We start from the raw sequence: 14701 nt of genomic DNA on the forward strand, positions 1-14701 counted from the left end.
TCAGGCCCTGCGCTGCGACACCGACCGGTAGAGCCGGTCGTAGGCGGTCGCCATCACCGTGTCCGAGTGCCCGGCGTCGGCGACGGCCCGGGCCTGAGCCGAGAGGCGGGCCCGCAGGGCGTCGTCACCGAGGACGCGCCGGCACGCGTGCGCCAGGCGTGCGGGGTCCCCCGGGGGGACGAGGAGACCGGTCCGCCCGTCGACGACGATCTCCGGCACACCGCCCACCGCCGTGGCGACCACCGGCACGCCGGCCCGCATCGCCTCCAGCAGCGACAAGGGCATGGCCTCGTGCCGCGACGGCAGCACGAGCGCGTCCACCTCGTGCAGCAGCTCGTGCGGGTGCCCGGCGCGCCCTCGGAACCGCACGCGGTCGGCGACGCCGAGCGTCGCGGCCAGGTCGAGCAGCTCGGCGCTGAGACTGCCCTCACCCGCGATGTCCAGCCGGGCGCCCGGCACGGCCCGCAACGCCTCGAGCGCGACGTCGATGCCCTTCTGGTGCTCGAGGCGCGCGAGGACACCGAGGACCTTCGGCTCCCGTCGTGCGGTGGCGGGCGCGGGCGGTGGGGCGGGCACCCCGTTGGGGATCGTCACGACGCTGCCCGGGCGCAGTCCCGCGCACTCCTCGACCAGGCGGGCCGCCGTGACGCTGACGGCGACGTTGGTGACGCGGCCCGTCGTGACGGCGCGCTGCACCGAGCGCCCCCGCCAGCTGAGACCTGTCTCGGGCAGGTGGTCGACGACGACCGTGGGGAGCCGGAGCAGCCGGGCCGCCAGGAGCGCGTCGCGGCTGCTCGTCAGGGCCGCGCGGTTGACGTGGACCACGTCGGGCCGGTGCTCCCGCAGCGCCCGCGCCCACCGCGGGACACCGCCGCTCACGACCTCGGTGCGGCTGCGCGGCCGGCGGTGCACCGCACCCGTGAGCACGGCCGGCGAAGCGCCCAGCACCGTGACGTCCACCGCCGGGGGCAGGGCGCCGAGCAGGTACTGCAGGAACACCTCGGCGCCGCCGACGGTGTGCGCGCCGGTCACGACGCACACCCGGTACGGCGCACCCGCGTCCCGCTCCGCCACCGTCGCTCCCGTCACCGTCGCTCCCGTCACCGTCGCTCCCGTCACCGGCCGCCGTCGCCCTCGCGCTGTCCCCAGCGCCTCGACCGGTCAGCGCCCGGGGCCCACCGCGCGGACGTAGAGGGCCTCCAGCCGGCGCACGTGCTCGTCGAGGGTGAACTCCGACCGCTGCAGCTGCCGCAGCCGGCGGCCGTACTCCAGCCGCCGTCCGTCGTCGGACGTCAGCCGCCGCAGCGCGTCGGCCACGGCGGCGGCGTCACCCGGTGCGAAGAGCTCTGCGCCCGGCAGGCGGCCGACGGTCTCCAGGTGCCCGCCGGACGCGGCGGCCAGGACGGGGAGGGCTCGGGCCGCGGCTTCCAGGACCGTGAGGCCGAGCGGTTCGGCGGGAGCGGGCGCCAGCAACAGGCCGGCCCGTGCGTACAGACCCGCGACGTCGTCCACCCAGCCGAGGAACTCGACGTGCGCCGAGACGCCGAGCTCCGTGGCGAGGTGCTGCAGCGCAGGCTGTTCCTCGCCGCGCCCGGCGATCTGCAGGCGCCATCCGGCGTCCGCCACACCGCTGCGCGCGAAGCCCGCGATGGCCACCGATGTCTGCTTCTCGGCCGACAGCCGCTGGGCGACGAGGACCGTCCGCTCCCGCGGGTACCGGGGTTCCGGGGCGTCTGCCACCCCGTTGACGAGGACCTCGTCCGGTCGGCCCTCCGGCAGGCGTCCGGCGGTGAACTCGCTCACCGCGATCTCCGCGGCCAGGGCCCGGCGCACGCCGCGGGCGACGAGGCGCGCGGGGCCGGAGTACCCGCGCGAGTGGTTGATGTGCCGAGTGGAGAACCGTGCGGCGCGGGACCAGGGGGCCGCGGCGAGGGCGGCGAAGTCGGCCTTGGTGATGTGGCTGTGCACGACGTCGACTCGCCCCGCCGCGCGCAACGAGGTCAGGGCCTGACGCGGCGTGGCGCCCGGGGCCCAGCGCACCTCGGCCGGCAGCCGGTCACGCATGGCCGCGCGCTCACCACCCAGGACGAGCACCTCGTGCCCGCGGGCGGCCAGACCGCCGCTGACGTCCACCGCGTAGCGCTCCAGCCCGGAGAAGGTGTCCGTCGTCACCACGTGGACGATGCGCACCGCGCCACCTCCCCGACACCCGCCGAACGGGCTCCCTGAGCTCCTGCGGATCAGGCGGGTGCCCGGCCGCCTCGCGGGTCGGAACCCTACTACCGGGTCCACGTCCCGCCCCGCCGCCTCAGCGGGGCCGGTCGTCCCCCAGCGGGCGGGCGAGCAGTCCCTCGACGCGCCCGAGGGAACGCGCCACCGCGAGCCGCAGCGACAAGCGCGGGTCGGTGTCGTGCGACAGGGGGCGAAGCCAGGGACCGAGGACCGTGCGCCACCGGACGTGGCGGGGGTAGGGGTGGACCCGGTAGACGAAACCCGTCCCGCGTGCGTAGCCGCGGTGCTTGGCGACGAGTTCCCCGGGCGTCAGCGACCTTCGCTCTCCGCGTCCCTCGACGACGACGTCGGGTCGGCTGACGACCCGTCCGCCCCGTTCCAGCAGACGCAGCAGGAGGTCGGTGCCGTCCCCCGACTGCCAGGGCGAGGCGGCCCCGGTCCCCACGTCGGGGCGGAACCCCCCGACGGCCGCCCACTCGCCGGCCCGCAGGAACACCGCCGGCTCCACGGCGCGCCAGATGCTGCGGGCGTCCAGGGCGGTGCCTCGCTCGGGCAGGGCGGCCCGGAACCCGTCGGGATCGCGGACGGCGCCGGCCAGGGCCGCGAGCCCGGCGTCGCGCGTGAACGCCTCGGCGACCTGCTCGAGGGTCCCCGGCGGCAGCCGGCTGTCGTCGTTGGGGAAGCCCACGACGTCGACACGCCCCTGCAGGGCCCGGACGGCGTCGTTGCGCCCCGCGCTGACGCCGCCGGAACTCGGGACGACGTCCACGGGGAACGGCAGGTCCCGCGTGTCCAGCGCCAGCCTCCCGCGGGACTGGTCGGCGACGGCCACGGCCAGGGGCGGACGGGTCGACGCCGCGGCGCTGCGCAGCAGCTCGGCGATCTCCGGGCGCCCGATCGTCGTCACGGCCAGCCCGACCGTGACGAGCTCTCCGGCAGGGGCTCTGGGCACCGGTGCGGTCACGTCCGCCTCCTCAGCACCAGGGTGAAGACCACGGCCAGGACGACCTCGGCCGCGGCGATGCCCAGGAGGCTACCGTCGAGGCCGCCGACCGCTCCGCCCACGGCCAGCGCGGACAGGGCGACCACCGCCGCGCCGAGCTGCAGCAGGCTGATCCGCATCGCGGTGAGCAGGAGCACGAGGATCGTGCCCGCGACCGAGCTGACCGCAAGCGCCGTGCGCTGCATCGTCATCGCCGGCAGCACCTGGGTCAGGAGGTCGGCCGTCTCCCCGAGCACGAGCCTGAGCACGGCGTGCGGGAGGAGGAGGAGGACGACGCCGTTGGCGAGGGCCACGGCGCCGGCGGCCGCCCCGGCCCGCAGGTGGACCCCGCGGCGGTCGCCGACGCCCTGGGTCAGCAGCGTCTGGCTGATGACGCCGATCAGGAGGTTGGTCCCGCCGAACGCGAGCTCTCCGGCCCGGTAGACGCTCGCCGCGCCGAACCCCACCACCCCGGTGAGCACCGCGGGGATCGACTGCACGAGGGCCACGCTGCCCGCGACCCCCATGAGGTAGGGCAGCCACGTCGGGCGGTGCGTCGTGCACCAGGCCCAGGCGCCGCGCAGCGACAGGCGTGAGCGCGTCGCCAGCGCCGCCAGCGCCATCACGGCGAGGGCCACGAAGGGTGAGAGCAGCAACCACGGCACGGGCAGCCAGAAGCTCCCGGCCATGACGACGACGGCCTGGCCCGCGTACGCGCCGGCGAGCCGGGCACCCGCCGCCCGGGCGCCGCGCGTGAACACGTCGCACCAGTAGGAGGTCTCGACGACCATCGCCGAGGGCAGACCGATCGCGCCCGCCGCGAGCGCCTGGCGCGTCAGCCCGTCGGTCGCGGCGGCGGCCACGGCGAGGACCGCGGCCACGAGGACGGCCAGGACGACGGCCGCCGACTGCGCCGGCTGCGTCCGTCCCGCCCGAGCCTCCGCCGCCGCCGTGGCGAGCGGCTTGCCGACGACGGCCGGGGCCAGGGCGGAGGGCGCCGACGCGATGGCCGTGGCGATGGCGAAGACGCCCATCTGCTCCGCCGTGCAGCGCTGCGCCAGGACGGCGAACACCAGGACGGAGGTCAGGCGGGAGGTCGCCTGGGGCAGCAGCACCCAGCCTCCTGCGCGCAGCCGGCTCACCGGCCGCGCCGCGAGGTCGTCGCCACGGCGGTCAGTGGTTCCGGTGCGGTTCGGGGCGCTCGCCGATCTCCCGGGCCGGCACTCCGCCCCAGATCTCGAACTCACCGGTGGACCCGACGACCACGGCGTTCGCCCCCACCACGGTTCCCCGCCCGACCCGCACCGTCCCGCGGCCACTCAGCACGACGGCACCTGCGCACAGCCACAGTTCGTCCTCGAGGACGAACTGCTCGACGTTCTCCGGTGCGTTCGTGTAGGGGTCCGATCGACCCACAGTGACGCCGTGGAACAACCGGACCCGATCGCCGATGGTCGTTCGCGGGTGCAGGACGATTCCCCGCCCGCGGTGCTGCAGGCGCAGATCGGCCCCGATGGTCACAGAGGGTGGGATGTCGACGCCGAGGAGCAACGACGCTTGCCGCGCAACGCCTCCCGCCCACCGGGACCGCTGCAGGGTGAGGAGCCGCTCGACCACCCCGGTCGACCTCGCGGTCGCTGCCATGGTTTCCGTCTCCCTCGTGTGGTGGACCGGTTCCCGACGAGGAGTCACCCGCAGGTGTTCCCACGAGGTCGCAGCGCACACCCGTCCCCGGGCCCTCGGGTTCGAGTGCCCCATGGTGTACCCCCTGCTCTAGGGTGACCGCACCAGGACACCCCGGGCGTTGCGTCGATGCTGTCGGGTCGAGCGACACGTGGAGGGGACCCACATGGCGGAGGACGGTGCGGCGGTGCGCACGCGAGAGGACCTCAGGGCGGCCCGCGAGGACGACGTGGCCGCGCGCGCCGCGGAGCCGGCCGGCGGACGACGGGGCGGCCGGTGGGTCGCGTTCGTCCTCCCCGTCGTGGTGCTCGCCCTCCTCGGTGCGCTCGTCGGCGCCCTGGTGGGCGGCGCGACGGCACCCCGGCCCTCGGCGACCGCCCGCATCGCCTTGGCCCAGGACCCCCCCGTGCCCCCCGCGTCGGACCAGGGCGCCGTCGACCCGGACCGCTTCCTGCAGGGTCAGCTGCTCGTCCTGGCGGGAGACGACCTCGTCGGACGGGTGGAGCAGGGGCTGCCGCCGGGCGCGGCGCTGGAGGTCACGGCGACGCAGGTGGGCACGACGGACGTCGCCGAGGTCGCGGTCCGGGCGTCGTCGGCCGACGTCGCGCTCCGAGCGGCGTCGGGCGTCGTGGACACCTACCGCCAGCAGCGCGTCGCCGCCTTCCAGGCCCGGGTGGACGCCTCCCTCGCCGCGGTCGCGGAGCAGCTCGGGGAGGTCTCCGAGGCCCGCAGCCCGGTGCAGTCGACCACCGAGGTGCGCTCGGCGGAGTACGCCCGCCTCCTCGCCGTGCAGAGCACCGTGCGGCTGGCGCAGACGGAGGCCGACACGATGGTCACCACGGTGCAGGAACCCCGCGCGGTCCCGGCCGACGGCGCCGGTGCGCGCCTCCGGGCCGGCCTCATGGGGGGTGTCCTGGGCGCGCTGGCCGGGCTGCTGCTGGTGCTGGTGCGCTCGCCGCGCGCGTCGAGGGGCGCGAGGCCGGGCGCCCGGTGAGCGCCCCCGCGCGGTCCCGGCTCCAGGGGGTGTGGTGGCTGTCGCCGCCCGGGGCGGTCCTGCTGACCGTGCCCGCCTCGCTGGGGCTCACCTTCCTCTACGACGACGCGGCCTTCCGGCAGCAGTGGGGATCCCCCAAGGTCCTGACGGACTCCACCGCCTGGCTGTTCGCGTTCGGCACCGCGCTCCTCGCCCTGGGCGCGCTCCTCGTGATGGCCTGGCCGTCGCCGCTCCGACCGGTTCCGCGGTGGCCGGGTCTCCCCGCGGGGGCGACGACGCGCCTGCGGCGCGCCTCGACCGTCGTCTTCCGGTTGACGATGCTCGGCTACGTCACGCTCCTGCTCGCGGGTGTGGCGAGGGGTGCGCGTCCGGCCCAGCTCGTCGACGTGCTCTTCAACCAGGACAACTTCTCCTCCACGCTGCGAAGCCAGTTCGCACCCGTGACCGGAGTCACGACGCTGACCCAGCTCGGCATCGCCTACGTCGTGCTGGCGGGCCTCCTGCTCTGCGGGGGTCGCGACCCGCGCACCGAGCGACGACTGGCCCTGGTCGTCGGGCTGGCGCTCCTGCGCGCCTTCTTCCTCACCGAGCGCCTCGCCATCCTCGAACTCATGATCCCCCTGGCGACGATCGCGGCGCTGTGCGTGGCCGACCGTCACGGTCCGCGGGTCCGCGGTGCGGTCCTCGCGGCGCCGTTCCTGCTGGTACCGGCCGTCATCGCGGTGTTCAGCGTCTTCGAGTACTCCCGCAGCTGGGTGTTCTACTCCCAGCAGCGCGGGGGTTCCTTCGTCGACTTCGCGCTGGACCGCTTCGCCGGCTACTACGCCACCGCCTACAACAACGGCCAGCTGGCCCTCACGTACCAGGGCGTCGACACGCGCGCCCCCTACGGCAGCATCGAGGGCCTGTGGACCGCCCCCGGCATCCAGCAGTGGGGGTTGTACCAGCTGCTCACGGGCCGCACGGGCACCAGCGACTACGCGGACGTCCTGCGGCAGCACGGGAACATCGAGTTCAACAACCCCGGCGGCCTGTCGATCCCCTTCATGGACTACGGGACCGTCGGGGGCCTGGTGTTCTTCCTCCTCGTCGGGGCCCTGCTCGGGCTGACCTACCGGCGCTGTGGCGAGGGCAGGCTCTGGGCGGTGCTCCTGTACCCGGTCTTCGCCACGGGGCTCTTCGAGGTGCCGCGCTACCTGTACTGGGGTCAGGGGCGGGTGGCCCCGACCCTCGTCGCACTCCTCGTCGTCGCCTGGTACGTCCGCCGCAGCCGCGTCCGCACGCCCGACCGCGTCCCCTCCGCGAACTGAGTCACCGGGAGTTCACCGTGGACCGTCCCCTCTCCTGGTTGATGACCGCCACCCAGGTCCCCGCGTCCGGCACGGGCGGCGGCATCGTCCGCTACACGGTCGAACTCGCCCGCGCCCTGCGCGCGCGCGCCGACGTCGACCTCTCCGTGCTGGTGGAACCGGCCGCGCAGCCGTTCTTCGCCGACCTCCTGGGGTCGGCGGCCGCGGTGCACACCGTCCCGGCGCTGCCCACCGCCGCCCGGTCCCTGCTCGAGCGGTGGGGGACGGGCTCCGCCGCCCTCCGGCGCCCCTTCGACGTCGTCCAGGGCACCAAGCACCTCCTGCCCCGCAGCCGACGGGGCCGGCAGGTGCTCACGGTGCACGACATGCTCACGCTCGACCGGCCCCAGGAGTTCAACGCGATGAAGCGCGCCCTCCTGAGCGGTCCCTACCTCGCGTCCTTGCGGCAGGCGGACCGCCTGCTGTGCGTCAGCGCCGCGACGCGCGACCGTCTTCTCGCCCACGTGCCCGACGTCGCCGAGCGGGCGGTGGTCGTGCCCCTCGCGCCGTCGCCGTCCCTGTCGAGCGTCCCGGCGGAGGAGGTCGGCCGGCTGAGCGGGACACCCTTCGCACTCGTCGTGGGCGACCCCTCGCCGCGCAAGAACCTGGGGTTCGTCGTCGACCTGTGGCCGGACGTCGTGGCGCGGCACCCCGGCGCGGTCCTGGCCGTCGTCGGGCCGCCCAGCTGGGGACCCACCGCCCTCGGGGCGCTGCACCGGCAGCTCGGCGAGACGGGGGCGCTGGCGGCGCTCGGCCACGTGTCGGAGGCCCGGCTGCGCTGGCTGTACGAGAACGCCGCCGTCGTGCTGTGCCCGAGCCTCGCGGAGGGCTTCGGCCTGCCGGCCGCGGAGGCCCTCGCGCTCGGCGCCCGCGTCGTGACCTCCGAGGACCCGGCGCTGTGCGAGGTGAGCGGGCCGGAGGCCAGGCACCTGCCGGTGTCGGACCGGTCCGCGTGGGTCGAGGCGGTCGGGCAGGCGCTCCTCGCGGGCCCTCGTCGCCTCCCGCCCGGCGCCCGGGCCTCCTGGCGCTCCTGGGACGACGTGGCGGCCGAGACCGTGGACGCGGCGCGTCAGACGGCGGGTGGGGCGGCCGAGCGCGCGTCCTGAACCGGAGCCGGGCCGGGGAGCACGGCACGCAGGACCTCCGCGACGGCCTGCGTCGCCAGCTCCGGGCGGAAGTGCTCGGCGTGCAGCCTGCGAGCGGCCACCGAGAGCCGCGCGGCGAGAGCCTCGTCGCGCAGGACCCGTGCGCACGCCGCGGCCAGACCGTCCGCGTCGTCGGCCACCAGGGCGTGCACCCCCGCCTCGACCCCCAGGCCCTCGCAGCCCAGGGACGTGGTGACCACCGGTACCCCGTGGGCGAACGCCTCGAGCACCTTGATGCGCGTCCCCCCTCCGTAGCGGACCGGGACCAGCACCACGCGCGCATCGCGCAGGTGCGGGGCCACGTCCTCCACGTCACCCACCACCTCGACGCCGGGCAGGCCGGCCACGTCGGTGAGGAGCTCACCGCCGCCGCGGCCGACGAGGCGGAGTTCGGCGTCGGGGACGACCTCCCGCAGGCGGGGCAGCACGCGCCGTGCGGCGTGGACGGCCGCGTCCACGTTCGGGGGGTAGTGGTAGGTGCCCACCACGAGCACGGTGGCACCCTGACGGGGCGCCGAGAGGTCCTGCGGCACGACGGGGTATGTGTTCGGCACGACGTGGGTCCGCGTTCCGCCGATGCGGGTGCGGTCGAGGTCGCTGCACACCACGAGCGCGTCGGCGAGGGCACGGACCCGAGCCTCGACCCCTCGCCAGAGCGGCAGTTCGACCCGCCGCTGCCACCGCACCAGCGCGCCGTCGGCGGGGGCGTCGGCCTGCAGCGCGAGGAACCCCCGCAGCTTCGACGTCTCGACGTCGTCCATGTCGACCACCGTGCGCCGGGCGCGGAGGGTGCGCCGCAGGCTGAGCGCGTGGTCGGAGGACCCGAACCACACCACGTCGTACGTCGTCGCTCCCAGCGGGGCCAGGGCCCTGCGGGCCAGGCCCCAGCGCGTCACCGCGATCTGCCACGGCACGGCACGGGCCGCGACGGCCAGGACGCCCGGCAGGCGACGGCGCGGTGGCGCGTCGACCTGCACGCACCGGCGCACCGTCACCCCGGGCGGCAGCGGGTCCTCCAGCGCCGCCCCCGCGAACAGGACGGCGACGTCGAGGTCGACCCCCGGGGTCCCGGCGAGCGCCTGCAGCGTGTTCGCGCAGCGCATGCGCTTCCCGCCGTCCGCCGGCCACGGCCGGTCGGGCAGGGTCAGCAGCACCTGCGTCCGCCGGGGGGCCTGCGTCCGCGGCAGCCGCACGTCGCCGGGCCCCAGCCACGTGGTGGCCTCGCGCTGCCGGTGCCGGCGTCCGACGAGGCCCGGCAGCAGGCAGGCCGCCAGGGCGAGGGCCCGCGAGCGCGGGGGCTGGCGGGCGTTCCCGATCACGGCCCACGCCGCGGTCCGGGCCGCTGCCGCGCTCGGCGTCAGGAGCGCCTGCTTGAGCCGGGTGCGGTCCACCGTGCGGCGCTGCTCGGTCACGGCCGCCTCGGCGGCCTCCCGCTCGCGCGGCGTCAGGTCCAGCGCGGCGAGGTTCCTCTCGAGCAGGGCGACGATGCCGCGCGCCATCGCGTCGCGGTCGGAGCTGAGGCTCTGCTCGTGCAGGCGGTAGCGGGCGAGGGGTTCGTCGACCCAGCCGATGCGGTGCCCGGCGTGGACCATGCGGATCCAGCAGTCCCAGTCGGTGGCGTGGCGCAGCGACTCGTCGAACCCGCCGACCTCGAGGAAGGCGCTGCGGCGCAGCACCACGTGGCCGAAGACGAAGTTCCGCTCGAGGATCCCGCGCCGCTGGTCGTCCACCTCGAACGGGTAGTGCGGGCCGTACCAGCGGCCCAGCACCCGGCCCTCGTGCACGAGCAGGGCGTCCGTGGTCACGAGGTCCAGCCCAGGATCGCGGCGGAGGACCTCCTGGACGGCGGCCAGCCGCCCGGGCGACCAGTCGTCGTCGGCGTCGAGCACCGCGACGAACGGCGACGTCGCCGCGCGGATCGCGGTGTTCTTGGCGGTGGCCTCGCCCCCGTTGCGGGCGAGCCGGATCACGCGGATCCGCGAGCCGAACGACGCGAGCACCGCGGCGGTGTCGTCGGTGGAGGCGTCGTCGCAGACCACCACCTCCGCGGGCGGCGGGACCTGTGCGAGGGCGGAGCGCACGGCGTCGGCGACGTAGGCGGCCGCGTCGTGGCAGGCGATGACGACCGAGATGGGCTGCGTCGTCGCGTCCCCGCCCGCGGCGTCGGGCGCCTGCGCGTCGCGGTCGTCCTCCTCGTCGCTGCGGCGGGTGCTCACTGCTGGAAGGACCCGTCGGGGTGGCGCCGGGCCTCCGTCCGCCGCGCCACGCCCGGTGCGACGCCGGCGACCAGGGCCAGGACGCGGCTGCGGCGAGGCAGGTGCCGTCCCCGAGCCACCTCGAAGGCGAGCGCGCGCTCCAGCCCCCCGTCGCGCAGGCGCAGGCGCAGGGTGTCCAGCTTCGCCGACTGCAGGGCGGCCTGGACGACCAGGCGGTCCTCCTGCGCCAGGCCGGGGGTGGCCGCCGTGATCTCCAGGACGTGGACGCGGCCGTCGAGGACGCGCTCCAGGTCGGCTGTCTGCTGGCCGTCCCAGCGCCGGTACCGGTACAGGGGAGCCGCCACGATGCCGGCGATCGAGCCGTGCAGGGCCATGCGCAGGTAGCACTCCCAGTCGGGGCCGTAGCGCAGCGCGGTGTTGAAACCACCGACCCGGAGCAGCTGCTCGCGCCGCAGGGCCGGCGCGGGCAGGAAGTTCCGCCGCAGCAGGGTCGAGCGCTGGTCGGTCGTCGGGAAGGTCTCGAGAGGGGGCCACGAACCCCCGTGCGCCGCGGGCCCGAACTCGGAGAACTGCGTCGTCAGGATGTCGAGGTCCGGGCGCGTGGTCAGCACGTCACCCAGTGCTTCCAGCCGTTCCGGGTGCATCTCGTCGTCACCGTCGAGGATGACCACGAACTCACTGCTCGCGGCGCGCGCCCCGGTGTTCTTGGCCGCGCCCTCGCCGCCGTTGTCCTGGTGGATGACGCGGACGCGGTCGAGGTAGGGCGCGACGGCCGCGGCGACGTCGTCCGTCGAACCGTCGTCGACGACGATGACCCCCTGCGCCGGTCTGGTCTGCGCCAGAGCCGATTCGATCGCCGCAGGGAGGAAGGGAGCGACCTGGTGCGCCGTGATGACGACGGTCATCGTGGGCGGTCCCGCCGGTCCGGGCACCCGGTCCCGGGACGGGGGAGCGAGGAAGGGCCACCGCCCGGCGCGCAGCAGCGTCTCCATGGTCGAGGACCGTAGCGCAGGTGCGCCGGGAGGGCCGCGGCACGGGCCCGGGGGCGCAGCGGCGGTCACCGGCCGTCGCGGTCCTAGGATCAGCGCGCTCCGGAACCGCGGAGCCCCGTCGTCGCTCAGCGGAGTCCCATGCGAGTTCTGCACGTCACCCAGCCGACCAGCGCGGGAGTTCCGGTCGTGGTGCGCCAGTACGCCGCCGACCAGGTGGCCCACGGGCACGAGGTCGTCGTGGCCTCGCCCGACGACGGGGACCTGCCGGGCTGGCTGGGCGCGGACGCGGTGCCGCGCCGCTCGTGGTCCGCGGCGCGGTCGCCGGGAGCCACGGTGCCCGGTGAGGTGCGGCGACTGCGCCGGATCGTCGCCGACGTCGATCCCGACGTGGTGCACCTGCACAGCGCCAAGGCCGGCCTCGCCGGCCGGCTGGCGCTGCGGGGCCGGCGTCCCACGGTGTTCCAGCCCCACGCGTGGTCGTTCGAGGCCGTCGACGGCCTGGTGGGTGCCGCGAGCGAGCGCTGGGAGCGGTTCGCCGTGCGCTGGACGGCGGTCACCGTGTGCGTCAGCGAGGACGAACGGCGTCGCGGGGAGGCGGCGGGTGTCCGCGGCGACGTCGTGGTGGTGCCGAACGGCGTCGACGTGGCCGGCATCGCGCCCGCGGGGGAGGAGGACCGCGCGGCGGCGCGGACGGAACTGGGCCTGCCGACCGGACCCCTCGTCGTGTGCATCGGCCGTCTCGCTCCGCAGAAGGGCCAGGACCTCCTGCTGAGCGCGCTGCCAGGCATCCGGGCGCGCGTCCCGGGTGCGCACCTCGTGCTCGTCGGCGACGGTCCGGAGGCGGCGGCCCTGCGGGCCGCGGCGCCGCGGGACGTGGTGTTCGCCGGTCACCGCCACGACGTCCGCCGCTGGCTCGTCGCCGCCGACGTCGTCGCGCTGCCGAGCCGGTGGGAGGCGGGACTGTCCCTCGTCGCCATGGAGGCGATGGCGGTGGGGCGGTCCGTGGTCTCCACCGGTGTGGCCGGCGTGGGCGACCTCCTGCCCGGTGCGGGAGCCGTCGTCCCGCTCGACGACGTCGCCGCGCTGACGGAGGCGGTCAGCGCACGACTCGCCGAGCCGTCGCGGGCCGCGGCCGAGGGGGCGCGCGGACGGCAGGCGGTGGAGCGGCACCGCGACGTCCGGCGCACGGCCGCGCAGGTCCGCGCGGCGTACGAGCACGTCCTCCGCGGCGGCGAGTTCCGCTGACTCAGCGTCCGCTCCAATGACGTTGCGCAACAACTGGTCCGCCGGCGTCCGGCGGTCGCCCGTTCGGACTGCTGCGACAGCGAGTTGTGTCTAAGGTTCCACTGTCGGTGTCAGGTTGGTCGCTCAACGACCTGCCGCCACCGCCGTGCGGCCCGAACCGCTCGAGCCTTCCAGTCGCAGGGGGGATCTGATGACTGATCGTCAGCTGGAGACCGTGGCCGACGCCCGTGACGTGCTGTCCGTGCTGCCCGCGGCCGCGCGCAGCGAGATGCCGTCCCGGCTGTTCGACCCGCAGGTGCTGCGGCCCCGGTTGCTGCGGGGACCCGTCGGTCCCTACCTGCTCCTGGGCGACCTGGCGGTCTTCGCCGTCACGGCCCTCGTGAGCGGGGTCTTCGCCCCCGTGCAGGCGGTCGCGCTGGCTGCGGTCGTCACGTGCTTCTGGGTGTTCGGGATGTACCGCTCGCGGTTGTCCCTGTCGCTGCTGGACGACCTGCCGTTCCTCGTGGCCGGCGGGCTGGTCTGCCTCACCACCGAACTCTCGCTCTCGACGCTCTTCATGCAGCCGCGCCCCCGTTGGGACGCGCTGGAGCAGTCGCTCGTGCTGTTCCTCGGCGTCCTCGTGGTGCGCCGCATCGCCTACAGCGTCGTCCGACGCGCCCGCAGCAGCGGACTGGTGCGCCACGCAGCGCTCGTGCTGGGTGCGGGGCACGTCGGGGCCCGCCTGGTGGGGGACCTGCAGGAGCACCGGCAGTACGGCGTCGACCCGGTGGGGTTCGTCGACTCCTTCCCGCGGCTGGACCCGGACGTGCTGCCCGCGCCGCTCCTCGGGGGCTACGGCGAGCTCTCCGAGCTCATCGAGGACTTCGCCGTCCGCGTGGTCATCGTGGGTTTCGGCAACCAGCGCGAGGCGGACCTCGTCGACATCCTCCGCACGTGCGACCGGCTGGACTGCGAGATCTTCATCGTGCCTCGTCTCTTCGAGGTGCACAGCGTCACCCGCGACATGGACGAGGTGTGGGGCATCCCGCTGGTCCGCGTGCGGCGGGCGCCGTTCCGCTCCTTCACCTGGCAGGTCAAGCGGCTCGTGGACCTCGTCCTGTCGGGCGCCGCGCTGTTCCTCCTCGCGCCGGTGCTCGCGGCGTGCGCCGTGGCCGTGCGCTGGGAGGGTGGGCCGGGGATCATCTTCCGCCAGGTGCGCGTCGGTCTCGACGGCACGCCGTTCGAGCTGCTGAAGTTCCGCTCGCTGAAGCCCGTCGACGACACCGAGTCCGCGACGAACTGGAACATCAAGCACGACGACCGCCTCGGGCCGGTCGGGCGGTTCCTGCGCCGGTCGTCCCTCGACGAGCTCCCGCAGCTGTGGAACATCCTGCGCGGCGACATGAGCCTGGTGGGCCCGCGGCCGGAGCGGCCGCACTTCGTCGACGAGTTCACCAGCCGCGTGCCGCGGTACATGTCCCGGCACCGGGTCCCGGCCGGGCTGACGGGGTGGGCGCAGGTGCACGGCCTGCGCGGGGACACCTCGATCGAAGACCGCGCCAGCTTCGACAACCACTACATCGAGAACTGGTCGCTGTGGGGCGACGTCAAGATCATGGTGCGCACCGTGACCCAGGTGGTCGGGGCCCGGGGCGGCTGACGCGCCCACGACGGGCTCCGGGTCTCCGGCGTCAGCGCAGGACCAGCGCTCCGGCGACCCAGACGGCCGACCCGACGACCCCCGCGGTGCCCTCGATGAGGACGCTCAGCCCGACGGACTTCAGGGCGACGACCGTCGACGACCACGCGCGCCGCGCGGGCGCCCGCGCGGCGCGCGTGGTCGTCGACGGTCGTCGCCCTGAAGTCCGTCGGGCTGAGCGTCCT

General features: G+C 75.5%; 12 protein-coding genes and 1 pseudogene. 5 read left to right on the forward strand and 8 right to left on the reverse strand.

The genetic code is table 11. The features are described 5' to 3' along the window. From GTR02_RS04620 to GTR02_RS04640, 5 genes are all read right to left on the reverse strand, one after another. Nucleotides 1–1089: a glycosyltransferase gene (locus tag GTR02_RS04620; RefSeq protein ID WP_166606301.1), complete on the reverse strand. Its 1089-nt coding sequence runs from the start codon at nt 1087–1089 to the stop codon at nt 1–3. A gap of 72 nt (nt 1090–1161) precedes the next feature. Then, on the reverse strand, nt 1162–2190 hold the full coding sequence (locus GTR02_RS04625; RefSeq protein ID WP_166606302.1) for a glycosyltransferase: 1029 nt from the start codon (nt 2188–2190) through the stop codon (nt 1162–1164). Nucleotides 2191–2308: 118 nt separating this feature from the next. Then, on the reverse strand, nt 2309–3184 hold the full coding sequence (locus GTR02_RS04630; RefSeq protein WP_166606303.1) for a glycosyltransferase family 2 protein: 876 nt from the start codon (nt 3182–3184) through the stop codon (nt 2309–2311). 8 nt (nt 3185–3192) lie between these two features. Beyond that, nucleotides 3193–4329 (reverse strand): hypothetical protein, encoded by a 1137-nt coding sequence (locus GTR02_RS04635; RefSeq protein WP_166606304.1) that lies wholly within the window; start codon nt 4327–4329, stop codon nt 3193–3195. Nucleotides 4330–4387: 58 nt separating this feature from the next. Next, nucleotides 4388–4831, reverse strand: a complete 444-nt coding sequence (locus GTR02_RS04640) for an LbetaH domain-containing protein (protein WP_166606305.1) — start codon at nt 4829–4831, stop codon at nt 4388–4390. Nucleotides 4832–5084: 253 nt separating this feature from the next. On the opposite strand from GTR02_RS04640, the gene GTR02_RS04645 reads away from it, so the two are divergent. The 3 genes from GTR02_RS04645 to GTR02_RS04655 are packed head-to-tail and all read left to right on the forward strand — an operon-like array spanning nt 5085 to nt 8346. Beyond that, complete coding sequence (locus GTR02_RS04645) at nt 5085–5891, forward strand: hypothetical protein (protein ID WP_166606306.1); 807 nt, start codon at nt 5085–5087, stop codon at nt 5889–5891. After that, nucleotides 5888–7201, forward strand: coding sequence for an O-antigen polymerase (locus GTR02_RS04650; RefSeq protein ID WP_166606307.1), 1314 nt, complete (start codon nt 5888–5890; stop codon nt 7199–7201). The genes GTR02_RS04645 and GTR02_RS04650 overlap by 4 nt, the downstream gene beginning before the upstream one ends. Nucleotides 7202–7218: 17 nt before the next feature. Beyond that, nucleotides 7219–8346 carry a glycosyltransferase gene (locus tag GTR02_RS04655; protein ID WP_205708629.1) on the forward strand — a complete coding sequence of 376 codons (1128 nt, stop codon included), beginning with the start codon at nt 7219–7221 and terminating at the stop codon, nt 8344–8346. Here the strand turns inward: GTR02_RS04655 and GTR02_RS24170 are convergent. Next, nucleotides 8310–10601, reverse strand: coding sequence for a glycosyltransferase (locus tag GTR02_RS24170; protein WP_166606308.1), 2292 nt, complete (start codon nt 10599–10601; stop codon nt 8310–8312). The genes GTR02_RS04655 and GTR02_RS24170 overlap by 37 nt on opposite strands. After that, the gene (locus tag GTR02_RS04665) at nt 10598–11593 is read right to left on the reverse strand and encodes a glycosyltransferase family 2 protein (RefSeq protein WP_166606309.1); all 996 of its coding nucleotides are present in this window, start codon (nt 11591–11593) and stop codon (nt 10598–10600) included. The genes GTR02_RS24170 and GTR02_RS04665 overlap by 4 nt, the downstream gene beginning before the upstream one ends. 138 nt (nt 11594–11731) lie before the next feature. Between GTR02_RS04665 and GTR02_RS04670 the strand changes: the two genes are divergently transcribed. Both GTR02_RS04670 and GTR02_RS04675 read left to right on the forward strand, forming a co-directional pair. Continuing rightward, entirely contained in the window at nt 11732–12838 is a 1107-nt protein-coding gene (locus tag GTR02_RS04670) for a glycosyltransferase (protein ID WP_166606310.1), read from the forward strand. A 190-nt stretch (nt 12839–13028) separates the two neighbouring features. After that, nucleotides 13029–14477: a sugar transferase gene (locus GTR02_RS04675; RefSeq protein WP_166606311.1), complete on the forward strand. Its 1449-nt coding sequence runs from the start codon at nt 13029–13031 to the stop codon at nt 14475–14477. Between the two features lie 31 nt (nt 14478–14508). Here GTR02_RS04675 and GTR02_RS04680 read toward each other — a convergent pair. Further along, nucleotides 14509–14701, reverse strand: a pseudogene (locus GTR02_RS04680) (hypothetical protein); the annotation flags it as partial.

Origin of the sequence: Kineococcus siccus (assembly GCF_009906795.1) — a bacterium.
GTDB classification, from domain to species: domain Bacteria; phylum Actinomycetota; class Actinomycetes; order Actinomycetales; family Kineococcaceae; genus Kineococcus; species Kineococcus siccus.